Here is an 18988-nt window from a genome sequence, read left to right on the forward strand (position 1 = left end):
TGAGGTGAATACCTATTCAACGCTCACAGGCTTGCAAAGACTCTCGACCCTGCGAGCTCCAACAAGAATCCAGAGCCACGGGGTAAGCAAGCAAGTCAGCAAAAGCCGCAATGGCTCAAGTGACACGTTTACCACCCTACCGCACATTTTCGGAAATTTCATTGAAAGTTTTTGGAAGAAGAATACTAGGACCTTCATTCTTTCTCATATAAAGAGAGCGCTAACAATTCAGTTAACTGATTATAAGATTACACTTTTGTAACTTTTTAATGACTGTTTTTTAACTATTTATAATCCTAAAAAATGATTCATATGTCCCACGCTTTGACATGCATCTATGATCTTTTTTAGCGTGCGACCAAAGCCTCTATTTTAGGAAATTGGAAATACTTATGTATAAAAAAGAAAGGATAATAAAAAACAGAGACCTGAAAGGTCCCTGGAGGCAATGTGGATTCAATGTGATTATTCAAATGGATAACGGAGCCCCCACTGTGAACGAATTTGATCCATCAATTTCATAATTCCTAATGATTCATCCAAAGAAATAGTAGAACTTTCGAGTAAACCTTCGTTCAAGCAGCGCCCGACTTCTTCTGCTTCAAAGGCATAGCCTGTAGAGGAGCGGTCATCCTGAAATTTCTGTGCCTCTTCACCGTCCACAACTAAAGTAGCCGATGTACTATTCAAGAATGACGGAATATGGATATAGCCCTTGGTTCCATGGATATAAGCCTCATTCGTCAGCCCGAGACGAACCGCCCCGTTAAGCATAGCCGTGCGTCCTTTTCCATAATCCAGCATGATCGAAAATGTCTCATCAACGCCCGTTTCCCCGATATGGGCGGTACTCCATACATGCTCTGGCTCGGGGCCAAAGATCATCGAAGCAAAAGAAACGGGGTAAATTCCTGCATCTAATAATGCGCCTCCGCCCAGCTCGGGATTCAATAATCTTCCCTCTGGGTTCCAGTCTATACGAAAACCGAATTCCGCCTTCACCAACTTCACTTCACCAATACGTCCCTCATGTATCCACTCCCGCACTTGGCGAATCGGTGGCAAAAAACGTGTCCACATTGCTTCCATCAGGAATAGCTTATGATCACGCGCATAGCTGATTAGTTCCTCCAGCTCTTTGCTGTTGACGGTGAAGGGTTTCTCACACAAGACGGCTTTGCCCGCTCGAAGAGCCGCTAGAACGTTCTCTTTATGAAAAGGATGAGGGGTTCCAATGTAAATCGCATCGACTTCGGAATCTTGCACTAATTCCTCATAGCTACCGTATGCCTGTGCTATGTGATGCTTGGTTGCAAATTCGGTAGCGCTTTCAATATTGCGTGATCCAACGGCGTATCCTTCTCCATTCGTAACATGCTGCAAATCAGCAACAAACTGATCTGAGATCCATCCCGTACCGACAATTCCCCATTTTATCTTTTTGCTCATACTTGTATCCCTCCCAGTTGTATAGTTAACGTAGACTTACACGATCTTCTTCATTCTAGCAAACCCCTGCCCTAAACAAAAGAAATTCCTGTTCGGCAACAGTTTGTGTTACGGCTTCGCAGAAAGACGGCGAGGCGAACACGAAGTCAAGTTTGAGCAGGAATTTCTTCAGGATCGTCTTGGTTAGGCCATTTATTGAATGGTGTATTTGTAAAACTTTGTATCCACTTTCATAATTGGAAAGCCCATTGGCAATTCATCAGGAGCAATACTAACAAATCCATTCTTCTCATAAAATCGATGAGCTGCAACGAATTGCGGTGTTGTTCCAAGATAGATTCCTTCAACAGACCGTTTCTTGGCCCATTCTATGGCATGCTGTAGTAATTGATTCGAAACATTAAAGGCTTTGCCTCTATAGTTTTGTTTGACAAACATTTTTCTGAGCGCCATCTTATGGTTTCCGATATCTAGCAAGGCAACCGTCCCTACTACAATTCCTTCACGAAGAGCCACCCAGAAGTTTCCGTTGCCATGCTGATAGAAGTTTTCAATATCAAGCAGATCAGGCTGATCTTCTTTAGTGATGGCGATATGATATTCGTTTTGTTGAATATGTAAAATTAAATCGACAACTTGCGATTGATACTCAGTTGCGTACTCTTTTAAAAGGATGCTATTTACCATCGCTGTATTCTCCTATTATCGTCAATTGTGATGTCATAAGCTTCCCGCCAAAATACAGAGACAACCTTTTATGTATATCTCCTTATTCGTGCTTGATTCGTACCTTGTATTAAATAACTCAACCTCCGCAGCTAAACTGAGCTTCCACCTGTTTAGTCGATTGAAACCCATGTCTAAGTGCGAACGTTGAGTTAATTATGATTTTCTCTATTTTTCTCTATATTACAATATCTATCCTACGCTTGAAGCTGTGCAAGAATTTGCGGATCCTTGATCTTCTGATCCTCAGCCAGCAACGCTATTTTGGATATAATCTCGGCTGTTCTTGGATCCTCATCCAGAAATGGTAAGAAGATGCGCCCACGATGCTGCGAATGCACCGGAATAATGTGCAGTGCTCCCTTCGCTTGCTTGTAGACCCCACCGCTTCCGAGGTGGACCGCATACTCGCCAAGATTCCCATCTATACGCGCATAATTCCCATCTAAGCGTACATTGCTAATTTTCAGCAGACGAAGAGATTCCTGTACAATGACCTTACGCATTTCAACGGTCGTCAGACTAGCCTCTGGATCAACGCCGCCTACATGAGCAACACTGACAACCAGATCCACGTCCCGCATAACTTCAGAGAAAAGAACAGGTGGAACCTCCTCCAAAGGCACGCTCTTATATGTTGTCCGATCAAAGAACTGCACGGTCTCCAGTGTAGGAGCTTCAGTGTCCGCTGGTGAGAACCAATCGGCCATGGCATACAGGTTCGCAATCAGATTCTCGGCATAGAACACCTTTTGGAGTCCGTCCTCATAGCTGACCGTCCAGTGGCGACCTTTTAGTAGAGATACCGTTTTATTCGGCTGTACCTGATGTCCCGCATACCGACGGGAAACTGTCGCGTTAGCACGTTCATCAGCATTTAGCAGATACAACTCACGGAACACCTGTTTAAATGGCTGGCGTATCTGACGGTCGAATAGGTCCTTCTGGAATTCACTCCAACGATCACTTTCGTACAAATGAAGTGGATGTGCAATAATCAGCTTATCTTCTTCTCCAATAGTATGCTGTTCAGCAGAAGGAGCAGTCAACGCTAACGTATCCCCGTTAAAATATCCAAGGTGATCGCCAGCCTTGAAAACCAGTGTCCGCACCAGCGGAGCAAGTACAGGATTGCCTAGCAGTCCTCTCAATTCCTTTACCATAAAGGTCGTACCCGACTCCATAGAGCGCTCCAATTCTTTGCGAGCTCTGCGATATTGGTCTACCAGATCTCCTTTAAGCTCTTTCAACGACGTAACATACTCATCCTTCTTGAAACGAGCCGGAATGGATTTCAGCGTCTTCCCTTTGCTGACAATTTCAATATCTGCTGCTCCTTCATCATCAATGACGAGTTGTATCGTTGTAGCTTCATCCAAGGCATGGGGCTCAAAATAAGAGCGGAGATCATCCAGCTTGCGAGCTTCCATGTCCCAGACGAGACGGGTTAGGTCATCATAACCTGCGTTACGTGCCAAATTCCCGAGCGCAATCCGTGAAACCAGTGCCTCACTAGCCTTACGCTGTGCCCCGAATTTTTTGCTTTGTTCCAGAAACTTCTGGATAAAATCATAACGTTCGCGGACATCTGATTCAGGCGGCTCTGCAAGTGGAATCAGACTGTAGGTCAACAAATGGTCTTTATTTCGCTTGTCTTCCACTGATTTTTCCATTTCACTCCGTTTCAGCTTACCCAGCGTTGCATCCGCAAACAACTGGGAGCGACGATGATTGGCTCCAGCCGAAATATACTTGGCACAATCGTACAGCAGATCAAATCGTTCCTCGCCCAGCGTCTCATAGGCCTCATGAAACCAGTGAATATCGAAGGCACCGTCATTAAAATCCTGCGGAGCTATCGGTGAGTAATGAGCTACAATCGTTTCTTTCTCAGCCGAAAAGCCTTCATTGATATGCGCATGGAAGTACCATGCCGCACTGCGAAGTCCTTCCCATCCGAGATAACCTGCTACAATCTCAATCCATTGCGGGGCATACATTGCCGCCTCCAGCAGGCGTTTATCTGTAATTTTAGTGTGTTTCAGCTTTTCCTTGAGCAATGCAGCATCCTCGCCATCACTTGGATAACACGCCTTGAGTAAGTGGCTGAACGATTCCTTTTTGGTAATACGATCACCGTAGCCGTACACATAACCACGCACGAACGTTTCCTTGTCGAGACCCTCCAGAATACGGATAAAATAATCCATGCCTTCAATCCGGCTCAGACCCATCACCTTTGGTGTGGCCTCGGTAGGCAAGTCGCCTCGAACCAATTCAACCTCCAGCAGTCGATCAATAACCGTACGACGTATCTCCAAAAATTCTGGTTTGCTGGAAATCCATGTATTACGGGCATTGGTTAAGGTGCTCATATGGCTTCTGCTATCACTACTGGCCAACAGCTCCCGATACACTTCACCTACACCAATCAGCCCTTTTTCATAGGCTTTGAAGTAATCCTCCAGATCCAGCGGAGAATAAAAACGATTTTCCATTCCTGGCCATTCTGCGTAGTTCACAAAGGTATGGAAAAAGCGCTTAAAGGACTCACTATCATGAATTCGTCCCTTCTCCAATGCCACCCACGGACTGGACAATAGATGAAACATTCCCATATCCTCTGCAGGTCTATCCTTAGGCATACTCTGCATCAGTGAATTTAAGGCAAGGTCGATTACGTCAAATGTCTCGGCTCCGGCTGTGTCCATAAAATAGGCATTAATTAATGTGCTTACCTGATCGGTATAGGTCAGCTCTGCCATCCACTTTTGAACCTCGTTAATCCGCTCTAAAGGATACATTTGCTCGGCGAAGTCTTTACGCCATCCTTCCAACAGCTTGTGCTTGCTTTGTTCTGAGTAGCCAAAGTTAAATGAGAAATATCGATAGTAACGATCCAACGTTCGGTCCATAGGCTCCAATCGATCATAAAAAACAAGCTCCAGCAGATCACGCGCTTCTATGCCGCTTTCCTGCAAATAACGGTCCCATTCCTCGTAAAGAGGATATAAAGACAGCCTAGAATCTACTTCTTCATCGACCTGAATCATCCGTAGAGGGCGAAGGTTCGTCCCAATAAGCAATGTATCTTTGTAGCCTGAATAATACTCCGCAGTATATTCCACATCACGATGATGATGAACCAGTTCATCCAGTCCATTCAAGAACTGCTTGAGCTTCTCCAATGGGCTAACAAAAACATCGGCCATTCGGAAATCACCCAGATCAACTTTCTCTTCCAACCAAGCTTCCTTGACATTCGGATCGTACAGGCCAAACCCGTTTGTCCCTGTATAAGCATCCTCCTGTCCCAACTTGGACAGCAGTTGCTCCTCTTTGGCGGTGGGTTGCTGAATGATATCCGCCAAAGACCGCAGGCTTTCATACTGCTCGGCACGATCAGGATCTGCATATATCTTCGTCAAAATTTCCAGGCCACCCAATCGTTGCAGTTCCGCCTTAGCACGAAGCAAGCGTTCCAAAGAGCCAGCTAGCGGCTCTTCTGATTGTGAAAGCAACACACCGATGACACTTTGTCGCAACGAGCCTGTCTTGAGCTTTAATAAGGCTTCCATTTGCTGCATTTCTGGTTCCGACAGCGTCAGCTTACGCGCCTTAGCCACAGCGAACTCACGGATACTCATACTTTTGTCAGACAAGCTGGAAAAAATAAAGTCACGCTGTACCGCATCCTCAGGATTCTGCACAAAATGATTCAATATCTCGCCGCGCAGATTAGGGCTAATCTGATCCTTTAAGGCTATAATTTCCCCAATCCAGGAAGCGTCCATATCATAACCAGCGAGATACAGCATTTTTTGAATAGCTGCATCCGAGCGGTGATACAGATTTACATAATCCAGTACCTTGGAGGGCTCGGTAGACTCTCCCTTTTTCATATGTACAAACAGGTTATGAAGTCGTTCAAAATCCTTACGACGCTCCTCTTTGCTCTCCAACAAAGGAGTGCGCGCCACTTTAACGATTCGATCCGCGACCGTCCCGCCTTCTACCCATTCATAAAAATAATCAGTTGTATAGTTCGTGAGTATCCAATAGCGAAGCTCCGGATCCGTCTCATCCAGATATTCTCTAGCAATTCCGAGGCGCAGATCCTTGTTTTTAGTATTAGACAGTACATATTGTGCTACGATCTTCTGGTAAGCTGCTCCCTGCTCCATAAGTTGGCGAACCTGTCCATACAAGTCACGTTCCTCATGTACTGCTGTAGCCCACAAACTCATATACAGTTCATTAGCATTTGAGCTGGTCAGCCATTCCTGGCGCAATTCACTGCGAGTCAATGCTTCATATGCCTGCTCGATCAGTTGGCGAACGACCCGCTGATTCGCGGATTCCAAGCCCATGCCCGTCCAGACTGCAAGCGCCCGCACCACCGAACTGTAACGAATGAAGCCTTGGTCGATGATCACCTTTAACAGATAAATGAGAGCCTCTGGAGTTCCTTCATCCATTTGCTCCACAATGCTTTGGCGCAATCCCTCCTGAAGCTTGGCCGCTGCCAGCAGCTCGCCAATCATGTGATAATTCTCTTCTTGATGGCTCAGCAGCATGCCTTTAATCATATTGCGCGTGAGTAGCGCCGCCTGATTATCCCCATAAATAATAGCTTTTAGCGCCTCAAGCACCTGTGAATTGCCATTGTCTAGCTCGTAAGCAATCCAATCACCAATCGTCTCCTGAATTCGGTAATCCCTGCCTGGTTCATAGTCTTTTTTCGTTAAATAATCCATTATAGAGAATCCGATACAGTCCATTCGGATCAACTGCACCATTTTTTTATAAATTCGGGAAGTATGAGCGGTAATATCCGAAGTGCGAAACGGTCTGCGCTCATATCCGGTGCTGTATGGATATTCAGTCACATGTTCTGTTAGATGTGCGAACACATTGCCAGCTGTTTGTCCAATTAGAGCACGCAGTACCTCTGCCAGTGGCTTGAACAGCCGTTCTCCGCTTTCTACCGCCCGTTCTTTCAATATTCGCTGACATTCGATAAATGACTCCTCGACCTCTTGTATGTAATGAAGCTTACCCAGTTCCACAATATACTGAGCCAACTCCTGTTGTTGTTCACCCAGTTGCGCTGCGCGCTCTTTCAGTGTGGCGAAATATTCTTGCTCATTGTTCTCCTGATGCATATTTCGTCTCCTCCTCTACCATAGGCCTCCAGCCAACATTGTGAAGCGTATAAATACAATCTCATCCCCTGCATGAAGTGACAAAGGAGCATCCAGTTCAATCGCTTCCTCATCACATACAAAAACTCTGTATAATCCATCTTCAAAGGCCTGCATCGCCGTGTTCACGGCATCCTCAATATCAGGAACACCGTCATTATATATGGAACCAAATCCTACTTTGCCTATCTCGCCTTGTGCCTGAATTTCCTCTCCCGTGAGGAACGGAATCAGCGCGACACTCTCCTGCTTTTCCCGTAGTTTCTGAACATTCAGGGCAACGGTTGCAGTAATCAAATCTCGCAATGTTTCTGGAGTAGGGTTCAGCTCTATTTCGTGTCGTGCGAGTGCGGGCTTGCGCTTTCCCAAACTTTTTACAGTTACAAACAGCTTCATATCGTTTCCCTTCCTTGTTTATTCACACTTTTTACCCGTTGTCAGCTGAATTTCTCGACCCTCATACAAACATCATTAATAAAATGAAAGACGAATGTTTGTTCGTATAATTATTTTAATATGTTCCTTATCATTACTCTATCGCCCTTAATGACCAAAATTCACAACGTTGTAACACCCCAAATCTTAAAAAATAAGACTTTATACCCTGTTTTCGATGAAATTCATCCATATTAAGGATGAAAAAGAAAAAGACCTGCACAAGGGAGACCATCTGCTCTTTACAGACTTCACTCCATTATACAGGTCAAATATCATCAAAAATAATGTTTCAATACTTATTTATTTAAAATGCTGGAACAACGCTATCCTTGTAATTGTCCTCAAAAAATTTACGTACTTCCGGTCCGGTCATTCGTTTTGCCAGCTTTTGAATGGCATCAGAATCTGCATTATCCTTACGCGCTACCAAATTAATGGCAAAGTGCGTATCATCTTTTTCGGTAATCAGTGCGTCCTTCTTCGGTGTCAGACCGAGCGGCTTGGCATATGCGGGATACATGGCAGCCATGTCCACATCATCCAGCGACCGCGCCAGCATCAACAAATCCACTTCTCTAAACACAAACTTTTTCTTATTCTCAATAATATCAGCCTGTGTAGCATTATAGCCTACGCCTTCTTTAAGCTTGATCAAACCGTTTTGCTCCATCATTACCAAAGAACGTCCCGTATTGGCCGGGTCATTGGCGATGGCAATCGTCGCACCTTCGGGCAGGTCTTTAACGTTCTTGTATTTTTTGGAGTACGCGCCATAAATGGCGTTATAAATTGGTTTTACTGCTACCAAATCAGATTTGTTGCTTTCATTATATTGTTGCATAAACGGTGCATGCTGAAAGAAGTTAGCATCCACTTCACGGCTTGCCAATGCGTTGTTCGGTTGGATATTGTCTGACAGCACGACGATTTCCAGATTGACTCCGTCCTGTTTAAGCAGTGGCTTCACGATATCCAGCACATCTGTCATCGGTGGGATTAGCGTTGCTACTTTCAAGGTTACTTCTTTTTGGGAAGCTGCTTCTTTAGTTGTTGTTTCTTGTGTAGCCTGCTTTTGACCACCGCATCCGGCAACCAGCAGCATAACGACTGCAAATAGTGTAAGTAATTTCAAGTTCGTTTTCATGTTGTTTTTCCGACTCATTCGATGATGAACCTCCAAATTAGTTGTGATTGGGAAGATAAAATATGAGTTACAGTAGGAGCCGTAGCCGCTTCGCGAATGATTTGATCTTACGATCGCTGTTGAAATGGGATTCTCTCTGATTTCTAAAATAATTTATAGGTTTGAATCCCATTTCAAAGGCGAACGCTGACGCTTCTCCAGAGCAATTCTGCCCGCTCCGCTTTTGAGGCACTGTAAAGTCATTTCTCTTTCCCATAGTGAGTTGTGCAAGTGTAGTGAAATGATTGATTCGTAGCATCAAACTAATTCTCTACCATTTACCGCTTGTCGATCCGGCGGGATATGGTGCTTCCGGTGAACTGGATCGTTTGCACGAAAATAATCATGACGACGATGGTGAACGCCATCAAGCCTGTTTCGAACCGCTGGTAACCATAGCGAATGGCAAAATCGCCTACCCCGCCGCCGCCCACAATGCCCATCACCGTGGAGTAGGAGATGAAGCTTATGGTGGACGTGGTCAAACCCAGTACTAGCCCGGAACGGGCTTCCACGTACAGAAATTTAAAAATAAGCTGGAGGGTGGATGCTCCCATAGACGTAGCGGCTTCAATCACACCCTTGGGCACCTCAAGCAACGATTGTTCCACCAGCCTCGAATAATAGGCGATGGCTACCACTGACAAGGGAACCGTAGCTGCCATCGTGCCCAGCGCCGTGCCTACCACCAAACGTGTAAATGGAATCATAAACACCACGAGCAGCAAAAACGGAAACGAGCGGATAACATTGACCAGACTGTTCAGTATGGTGAAGAGCAGTCGATTTTCATATTTTTGCCCTTTACCACACAAATATAAAATCGTTCCTGCCGGAAGCCCTAACAGTACAGCTGCTGCGATAGAAATCCCCACCATGATAAACGTCTCTCCGATGGCTTTCCATATCTCAGACTGATATTGCGCAATGATGCTTAGCATTTCATTCATCAGCTTCACCTGCTTTCGCTGTTGAACCTACCGCAGCGTCAGCTACACGTTGCGTTGAAAGCAGCTGTCCATCCCGCATTTCTGATACATGGGTACAAATGTTGCGTACCACGTCCATATCATGCGTGACGATTACAATGGTAACTCCCAGTTCACGGTTGATCTCCCGTAACACGCCTAGAATATCCGCAGTCGTCTGCGGATCAAGGGCCGAGGTCGGCTCATCACAAAGCAGCACCGCAGGACGATTCGCCAGTGCTCTGGCAATCGCCACACGTTGCTTTTGGCCTCCGCTCAGTTGTGCCGGATACTGTTCTGCCTTATCCGCTAAACCGACGAATTGCAGGCATTCGCGCACGCGTTCCGCTCTCTCTTTTTTCGCGACACCTGCCAGTTCCAACGGCATTGCTACATTTCCACTTACCGTCCGATTATGAACAAGATGATAATGTTGGAAAATAATTCCTATGGATCGTCGAGCTTCACGGAGACGTTTTTCCGGCATGCGAGTCAGATCTTCCCCGTTCACAACCACGTTTCCCTCATCCGGTCTTTCCAATACATTCATCAACCGGAGCAACGTAGATTTGCCGGCACCGCTGGCACCTATGATACCGTGAATCTCCCCCTCCTCCACTTGAAGGGACACGGATTGAACCGCATGAAATGGGCCGCTTGAGGTGGTATAATGCTTGTTTACCTGATGCAGCGTAATCATGAAACTTGGCCTCCTGATGATCCATTACTGCGGGAAAATGTAATAAGCCCGCCAGCCCAGGCGGGTCTGTACGAGCCGTCAATTCCCATTGCATTAATATACCACAGAGCAGAAATCGGGCAAAGCCTTTTGCAACAATTAACGTACATCCCATACCCCTACATAAGGAAAGCAGGTACCAAGTCCCCAAGCCAGCATCAGCAGCACCACAAAATAAAAAATAAATATAATATCTACAGCCGAATAGCCGATCGCATAATAATACGTGCGCTTGGTTTCATTAGCAAAACCCTTCGCTTCCATGGCAATAGCAATGCGCTGTGCACGCCGGATACTTTGAGCGAGTAGCGGAATTGCGTACCTGCGGAGCGTGGCGTATATATTCCATTTGGACACATGCTGGTGTAAACCTCGAATACGGTGGGCATGTCTCAAAGCCTGAAATTCCTCCAGCATCATCGGCATCAACCGCATAGCTGCCAAAAAGCTGTATGCATACTTGGGAGGGAGCTTCCATTGCTGCATCAGTGAATAAAAAAGGCTCACCGGACGAGTCGTTAAACCAAACAGCAACCCTGCCGCGGCCATACTCAGTGCACGAAAGCCCAGATGCATGCCTCGGAAAAAGCTTTCCTGCGTAATATGGATTAGACCCCATGTCCACCAGGTCGTCACTCCTTTGCCAAACATCATCATGCCTGTTGAGGTTGAAATAAACACCAATATAAAGGGGGATCCGTACAGGAGCAGCCGCTTCCATGGATGGCCTGACCAGACAAGCAACAGCAGCATAGCACATGCAACATTAAACATAACGTTCGGATCATGGATGACTATAACGATCACAAACAGCAGGGAAAACATCACGAGCTTTAGGCCCGGGTTTACGCGATGCAGCCATGTTTCATGATGAGGAAAGGACAGGTTCATACTGTAGTTCCCCTTTCTGAATCCGCCATACATCGGTACAATATCGACGGACAATTTCGGGGTCATGCGTAACCATCACAATGGCCGTGCCTGCCGCTCTCAGCTGCTCCAACATATCCAGCATGACAAAGGTATTACGCGCATCCTGCCCAAAAGTCGGTTCGTCCAGCAGCAGCACTTCCGGCTCACGGATCATAGCCGTAGCAATACTCAACCGCCTTTTTTGACCCAACGAAAGCTGATACGGATGGCGTTCATCCAGCCGCTCCAGTCCGAACTGTAAAAGCATTCGATCCACTCGTTCCCTACACTGTTCAGCTGTAAACAGGCTCTTGGGTAACGAATATTCCAGTTCCCTTCGTACGGTGTTCGCTACAAATTGCAGCTCGGGATTTTGAAACGCGAACCCAATGCGTTCTGCCAGTTGCTCCGTATTGCCTGCCTCAGCTCCGCACACGCAATAACGACCCTGCGTGTGAAGTAAACGCATCATAGAGAGCAGAAGCGAGCTTTTGCCAGCCCCGTTTTCACCGACCACGCCAATCCAGTCGCCAGGCTTCACCTGTGCTTGCTCCACATAAATGACTGAGTTCAAACCCCGGAGTCCGCTAAAATGTTCTAGCTCCAGCAAATCCGTTGTAGGTGCTGAGGTGGACGGACTATCCGCATGCCCCCCATCTTTCTGCTGCGTCACAGACTCTCTCCAACGCGGCGAAGACGATTCATCCCATATCCCCGGATACCACACGCCATATTCGGACAATGCCTGCCGATGCACATGAAATACGTCTTCCGCCCTTCCGTCCGCAATCATTTCTCCTTGATCAGAAAGCACCACAATCCGATCCACATCCTGGACAATTTCATTGATTTTATGCTCTACGATCACCAGCGTCTGGTCTGCCGAAATGTTGCGAATGGTATCCCACACCTGTATAGTGCCCTCCTCGTCCAACAAAGCTGTCGGCTCATCCAGAAAAAGCACTTCCGGCTCCATAGCCAGCACAGATGCAATCGCCAGCCGCTGTTTCATTCCCTGTGACATGCTGGCAATGGGCAAGTGTATATCATCCGTCGATAGACCAACCTGCATTAGCAGCTCGCGAATACGGGATGGCATCTGCTCCCTTGGAACCTGTTTATTTTCCAACACAAAAGCCAATTCCTCGTCTACATACGACATACAAAACTGCGTGTCAGGATCTTGAAATACAATACCAGAGAGACTCGGGATCACGGCAGCATCGTATTTCATAGGCACTTCTATCGTGCGTGGAATCAGGCCGCTCAGCACCTGAAGCAGCGTTGATTTGCCGCATCCGCTTGGACCCAGCAGCAGTAGCTTTTCCCCTTTGCGGACAGATAAGGACATATTGTGGAAAAGCAGCTCTTGCTCACCGGGAAATTTCAAACGAAGACGGGTGATCGAAGCCACCACATCTTCGTTGGCCGCGCTCATCAATCCAGCCCCTTATAATCTTGTTCCGTTGCCGGTCTCAAACTTCGCGTAACTCCGGTTACCTCCAGCGCCTTAGCCAGATAGAAAGCGAATACCCCAGCAATCACAATACTGCCAATCATCCGAAACCCAATATACAAAACATAGTTCCAGGTCGATAGCTGATCAATATACCCATAGCTGAAGTCTAAAATCAAAGAAGTGACAGCCGCCCCTGCCGCAGCTAGTGAAGCGACCCACAGGTTTGCGTTCCGATACAGAAAAGCCGCAAAGAACAGCTCCGCTCCCAAGCCTTGCAGCAGACCATAGTACAAAGTGGACATGCCCCATTCGCTTCCCAAAAAAGCACTGACTGTTGCCGCGGCCACTTCTGCCAAAATCGCAACTCCCGGCTTGCGAATGATAAGATAAGCGAACGTGCCAGCCATAAACCACATCCCATACATCAGTTGCTCAGCGTGTAGACCGAATGGTTTCATTAAATCATAGGCAGGTCCCCATATTTTGTAGACTAGCCCGAACACTACGGAGATTACAATCGTGACCAAAATATCAGTCAGCTTCAACCCTTTCGACGCTTTTACATTCGTATTCATTGTTGATACGCTCCCCTTTTTCGTTAAAATAGGCCTTCTGGCCATAAAAAAAAGCCTGTCCGGAGCTGAATCTCCAGGCAAGCTTTATGCGCAGTCATAAAATGATCACCATACATTATCAGTTGTCGACATATCTCATATAGCACAGTAGTCTACTGCACTGAAACCAAGCCAAAGTCAGGTACAAAACAAGACACGCTTGTCCGTCTGCAACTTTTTACAGACCCGCAGCTCGTTAACTTGATATATGATATGAAACGAATCCATCGACTAGCCGCCGCAATAGGCGATAATCCTGTTTCTTGTATAGTGTTCTAGGTTTCTCTACGCTGGCATTACCCAGATCAGATTTCACGGTCGGCGGCAAGGGCCACCCTCTCAGCCTGACTATCTCAAGCTCCCGACAATGCTTTTTAATTCACTATAATATATACCACATCTATGGCTTTGACAATCCTATAATCCGAAGAAACGTTTGGCTGTTTCCGTCGTCGCGATTTCGATCTCCATCATGCTCCGGCCTGTGCACTCAGCAATCGTAGCGGCGATGTGAGCGAGATACATCGGCTCATTACGCCCTTCTTTGGGCTTCACAGGCAGATTACGCGGGGTCAGAAACGGAGCATCCGTTTCAATCATCAACCGGTCGAGCGGAATATCCCTCACCAACTCACGCAGATGCTTGCCGCGCCGCTCATCACAGATCCAGCCTGTGATACCGATATACAGTCCCATTTCCACATACGTATGCAATTCCTGAGCAGTGCCAGTAAAACAATGCACCACCGCTTTATCGACAAGCTCTTGATGCTCTCGTAACATAGCGACAAAATCCTCATGCGCATCTCGTTCATGCAGAAATAACGGCATATGTAGCTCACCCGCCAGTTGAATCTGCTCTCCAAACCATCGGCGCTGTACATCACGCGGAGAAAAATCACGGTTATAGTCCAACCCGCATTCTCCTATGGATACGACCTGCGGCTGAACCGCGAGTTGGCGGAGCTGTTGAATCGTATCTGTGCTGCAATTTTTGGCATCATGGGGATGCACGCCAGCTGTAGCATACAGCTGACCAGGATAACGCGCTGCATACTGAGCAGCCTCTCGACTACTGCGAACACTGGTTCCAGTAATAATCAACGGTGTAATCCCTACAGCCGCTGCTCTCTCGACCACCTGTTCCCGATCTGCATGAAACGAACGGTGCATCAAGTTCACACCAATATCAATCAACGGTGTACTCCTATCCATCTCAATCCCTCCTTCGCAAACTACAATCTCGGATCAATCGGCTCCGATTCCAGAGATAACGCGGCCAGGACGCATTCATGAATACGCTCCACCGTATCCTTGCGGACAAAACGTTCCACGCCCTCCATGCCAAGCGCTCCTTCCATCAAGGCATGACGCTCCTTTTTGTTCGTTCGACGCTGCTTCAGACGTTTTAAATTCTCAGGGACAAGATAATCCATACCGTAAATGATGTGCAAGTACTTCCGGCCTCTCACCTTGATTGCAGGCTGAATCATCTTGTCCCGATTTTTCATCAAAAAGCGTTCCGGCTTGATCACAATGCCCTCATGACCATCCTCTGTCATCTCATTCCACCAGCGAATGACCTCTTCCTCGCTTGTTTCATCCGTGATGACACGATACTCTGTCTCCATAAATATAGAGGACAGTCCTGCCAGCTCCCGGTTGTGCTCCATATGCCAAATATGAGATTGGTCAAAAAACGTCTGTCCGCTGTGGGCCAGTGTATGAAACGGTGCAATACGAATTTCATCCAGACCGTCCACATCCCAGCAATATTTTTGAAAAGCCTCTTGGAACGTTACGGCATTGCCATATTTCCGTTCCATTTCCTCCAGCCAGTCTCCAACCTCTCGGCCTGCAACCTTCGCCTGCTTCAGCTTGTCTACCAGCTTACTGCGATCCAGCAGAGCTGCTTCACCCACATGCGCATACTGTGCAGCAATCAGTTCCCGAGCCTTGAGATTCCACGGTACAATCTCTGCATCCAGCAACACAAAATCCGTCTGGTTCTGTTCAAAATATCCGGCATCCACTAGATCCGCATTCAGCTTCTCCAGCACCTGCTTCCCAAAGCCTGACTCAAAGAAGGGTCGTCCGCTTCGGGTGTAGATCGTGCCCAATGTCGGGTAGCCTACATATTCAACAGCAGCCAGTTCGTTTTTGAATAATAGCAAAATCGCCCGACTACCCATATGCTTTTTCTCCGCTACCATCGTTTGTACGCCTTGACTGCGATAATAAGCTAGCGCTTCACGCGGATGCTCCAGATAACCTTCCTCTTCGGAAACCTTGGGGGCAGGACTCATAGTGGGCGGAATGTACACCAGTTCCTCCATCGGTACCGTCACATGTGACACGGTATCTATAGCGGTTTTGACCGATTCTCCTTGAACGCGCACTTCGCCATACGATTCCGTCAGCACACTGTAACCAGCGATGAGCTTACGTAAATTCGGCGGGGAAAACCGTTTTCTCTGCCACCGGACAAGTGGGCTATCGGGATCATTCGCATAATTCTCATGAGCCGGAACGCTGACAAATTCCTTTTCCGGATAACGATAAGCGGTCAGCATACCACCAAATACCACACCTTGATCAATATTCACCGTCTGATTGACAAGGGTAGGCTGCGGTCTCGGATCATGTCCCCATACTACTATTTCTCCCGATTCATGGTCTACGAACCAATCTTTGCGGATTGGTTTTCCGTCTGCATCCTGACCTTCCGTATCTCCATAACGACAGTAATCAGAGATACGCGCCGACTGTTTGCCAATAAAATGATCCTTAATCCCCGCATGAGTCACAACCACGTGTCGCAACCCATTTCTGCCGAAAATAAGATGAGAGGGCGCATGTAGCAGAAAATCCCTCAGCTCACTTCTAAGCTGTTCCGCTGCTGCCTTGCCCACTTGTTGTTCATATTGAACCAGTTCCCCTGCGAATCGTTCATCTCCATGATTGAGAGTTACTTTTCTACCATCGAGATAACGACCGATTTTCCAGCCATGATTGCTGTCAATCATGTAGGCTAGTCCGGCATCCACGTGCTTTTTCCAGAACTGCACTGCTAATAACGATTCTGGGCCACGGCTTATCACATCCCCGACAGATACCAGTCTTCTGCCTTCTGGATGATGGTATAGTCCGTCCGTATCTTCCATATATCCAAGCCGCTCTAGTACCTCCAGCATCTCCCGGTAGCACCCGTGGATGTCACCAATGATATCAATGCCTGCACCTATATCATGAAACAGCGGCTGAGCACGGCGGGCGAAGTTAAGCTTTTCTACATCCTTGAGGACATAACAAGCGTTAAAACCTTCTTCCCGGATACCGCGCAGGTTCCGCTTTAACAGCTGTGCCTGCTGCTTGACCCGTTGGCGGCCACGCGGATGCGCCCTGCCTGCATCACGTTCCAGCAGCACAGATTCGGGTACATCCAGCACCAGAGCCATCACAGGTACATGCGCCTTGGCTGCCAGCTGTACATATTTCTGGCGATCCTCAGCATACAGGTGGGTGGCATCCACAACCGTCAGCTTATTGAGACGACAGCGCATAGCCAGAATGGTGTCCATCGCCTCAAACGCCTTGGCTGACATCTGCTGATACTCATAAAACAGCACGTCCGATTCCAGCCTTGGAAGTCCGCGCCAGTCAATAAATTCCGTATCTCCGACCAGCTGGCGAAAATGATCCGAGGATACCACTTCCGTTTCCAGTAGAACCCCTTCGCTCACCAGCCTCTCCAGTAAAGTGGTTTTACCACTATTCGAGGCCCCTACCAATACAACCAGTCCAGCATGCGGTAAATCAATCGTTCGTTCGGATGAAATGCTCATGAATTCTTCGGCTCCTTTCTGCGCGTAAATACAGCCATTTGGGTCGGTTGTCCAAAGCCTTCGACCTCTTCTCCGATCCCTTCCAGCGCTAATGAATAAGGAGCTTCCTCAATCCATTGCTCGCATCGTTCACGAAACTCACTTCTGCTCCATTCAAATCGGTGATCGCCATGCCGTAGCTCTTGCTGATCCATACGATACACTTCATTATATTCGCGATTGGGAGTCGTCACGATCAGCATACCTGGCTGATATTCTGTCACAATCGTATTCATCACCCGGTTCAGACGATGCTCATCCACGTGCTCAATGACTTCACACAGGATCATCACATCTTTCCCTCGCAATTGTTCATCATAATAAAAGAGAGAGCCCATCATAGGTGTAGGGCGAATGGCGTCGGCATGCCTTTCCAGCTTGGCAAAACGCTCCACAGCCCTCACCTGTGCATAAGCAGACGGCTCCACAGCCCAAATCTCTTCAATGCCCTTCATTCGGGCCAAGCGAGCCGAAAGCTTCCCTTCCCCTGAACCAAAATCTACGATTTTCTGTCTTCGGGGCAGCTTGCGAATCACATCCATAATGGCTTGATACCGCAGCTCATTTAGCCGCATTACAGGCTGTTGCTTTCCTTCCTCCAGTGACTGATCTTGCTGCTGATCCTGTTCGTGATTATGGTTTTGTTCTTGGACCGCATGTTTTTCAGTCTGTGTAGCAGCAGAATCAGATTGCTCAAATTGCTCAATCAGATTGGTAAAATGAAGTGTACGTCGAATGATGAGCTCGCGTAGCGGATGCGCTGACAACCAGCCTTCACCGTAACGTCTCAGCTTGTCAAACTCTTCTTCGCTAATATAGTAGTGCTTATAATTATCCAACACTGGAATCAACAGCAATAACTGACGCAGCGCATATTGCACCGTCTGATGACCACTTAGCGTGACATATCTGACGGTGCTTCGATTTTTCAGCTGAAAAGAATAATCCGCTTCCCCTCGTTCTATGGTCACTTGATAGCCCAGCGGCGCAAATAGCCCCTCCACCACAGCATCTGGCAAATCCGACGCAACAGGCCCAAACGATAACTCCAATGCAAAAGGATGCGTCACCCATGCTGTATAGTCTTCCTTGGGTTTGCCGTTCAAGGCCGTGCCAAGCGCACCGCGAATATAGGTACAGAACAAGCTACTGGTTACAAACTCCCGGTCATTAATATATTGTGTAATATCATAGCTATCCGGACTGTTTTTGACCAAATCTATCGAATCTGGCGAAGCCTGAATGACGATTTCTGCCTCTTCCTCGGTAAACACGGTGTACACCATGCGTACACGTGCACCCTTTTCCGTGCGATCATACGTATTATAGGGATTTTTGGCAAGCAAATGCGAAATCATCCCAGCATTGTTTCCGGTTGCTTTTAGCGTGATGTGCATACTCTACTTCTCCCT

The 18988-nt window shown here is 47.3% G+C and carries 13 protein-coding genes; all 13 read right to left on the reverse strand.

What is annotated here, in order from left to right; translation table 11 throughout:
* Nucleotides 1–465: 465 nt before the first annotated feature.
* Nucleotides 466–1449, reverse strand: a complete 984-nt coding sequence (locus ACXHJ2_RS18630; RefSeq protein WP_165082703.1) for a Gfo/Idh/MocA family protein — start codon at nucleotides 1447–1449, stop codon at nucleotides 466–468.
* A 192-nt stretch (nucleotides 1450–1641) separates the two neighbouring features.
* Nucleotides 1642–2136, reverse strand: a complete 495-nt coding sequence (locus ACXHJ2_RS18635; protein WP_165082705.1) for a GNAT family N-acetyltransferase — start codon at nucleotides 2134–2136, stop codon at nucleotides 1642–1644.
* 236 nt (nucleotides 2137–2372) lie between these two features.
* Nucleotides 2373–7340, reverse strand: a complete 4968-nt coding sequence (locus tag ACXHJ2_RS18640) for a DUF4132 domain-containing protein (protein WP_165082707.1) — start codon at nucleotides 7338–7340, stop codon at nucleotides 2373–2375.
* A gap of 15 nt (nucleotides 7341–7355) precedes the next feature.
* Entirely contained in the window at nucleotides 7356–7775 is a 420-nt protein-coding gene (locus tag ACXHJ2_RS18645) for a hypothetical protein (protein ID WP_025677418.1), read from the reverse strand.
* A gap of 346 nt (nucleotides 7776–8121) precedes the next feature.
* A complete protein-coding gene (locus tag ACXHJ2_RS18650) occupies nucleotides 8122–8979 on the reverse strand; it encodes a MetQ/NlpA family ABC transporter substrate-binding protein (protein ID WP_064962525.1) in 858 nt (285 codons plus the stop codon).
* A gap of 299 nt (nucleotides 8980–9278) precedes the next feature.
* On the reverse strand, nucleotides 9279–9950 hold the full coding sequence (locus tag ACXHJ2_RS18655) for a methionine ABC transporter permease (protein WP_165082709.1): 672 nt from the start codon (nucleotides 9948–9950) through the stop codon (nucleotides 9279–9281).
* Nucleotides 9943–10668 (reverse strand): methionine ABC transporter ATP-binding protein, encoded by a 726-nt coding sequence (locus ACXHJ2_RS18660; protein ID WP_165082711.1) that lies wholly within the window; start codon nucleotides 10666–10668, stop codon nucleotides 9943–9945. The genes ACXHJ2_RS18655 and ACXHJ2_RS18660 overlap by 8 nt, the downstream gene beginning before the upstream one ends.
* Before the next feature lie 138 nt (nucleotides 10669–10806).
* On the reverse strand, nucleotides 10807–11598 hold the full coding sequence (locus tag ACXHJ2_RS18665; protein ID WP_165082712.1) for an energy-coupling factor transporter transmembrane component T family protein: 792 nt from the start codon (nucleotides 11596–11598) through the stop codon (nucleotides 10807–10809).
* Nucleotides 11573–13057: an ABC transporter ATP-binding protein gene (locus ACXHJ2_RS18670; RefSeq protein ID WP_165082714.1), complete on the reverse strand. Its 1485-nt coding sequence runs from the start codon at nucleotides 13055–13057 to the stop codon at nucleotides 11573–11575. Before ACXHJ2_RS18670 ends, ACXHJ2_RS18665 begins: the two co-directional genes overlap by 26 nt.
* Nucleotides 13057–13653 (reverse strand): ECF transporter S component, encoded by a 597-nt coding sequence (locus ACXHJ2_RS18675; RefSeq protein ID WP_040102053.1) that lies wholly within the window; start codon nucleotides 13651–13653, stop codon nucleotides 13057–13059. Before ACXHJ2_RS18675 ends, ACXHJ2_RS18670 begins: the two co-directional genes overlap by 1 nt.
* A 456-nt stretch (nucleotides 13654–14109) precedes the next feature.
* Nucleotides 14110–14907 carry a TatD family hydrolase gene (locus ACXHJ2_RS18680; protein WP_165082716.1) on the reverse strand — a complete coding sequence of 266 codons (798 nt, stop codon included), beginning with the start codon at nucleotides 14905–14907 and terminating at the stop codon, nucleotides 14110–14112.
* A 20-nt stretch (nucleotides 14908–14927) separates the two neighbouring features.
* A complete protein-coding gene (locus ACXHJ2_RS18685) occupies nucleotides 14928–17537 on the reverse strand; it encodes a polynucleotide kinase-phosphatase (protein ID WP_165082717.1) in 2610 nt (869 codons plus the stop codon).
* On the reverse strand, nucleotides 17534–18973 hold the full coding sequence (locus ACXHJ2_RS18690) for a 3' terminal RNA ribose 2'-O-methyltransferase Hen1 (RefSeq protein WP_165082719.1): 1440 nt from the start codon (nucleotides 18971–18973) through the stop codon (nucleotides 17534–17536). Before ACXHJ2_RS18690 ends, ACXHJ2_RS18685 begins: the two co-directional genes overlap by 4 nt.
* Between the last annotated feature and the right edge of the window lie 15 nt (nucleotides 18974–18988).

Source organism: Paenibacillus sp. ALE3, assembly GCF_054113405.1.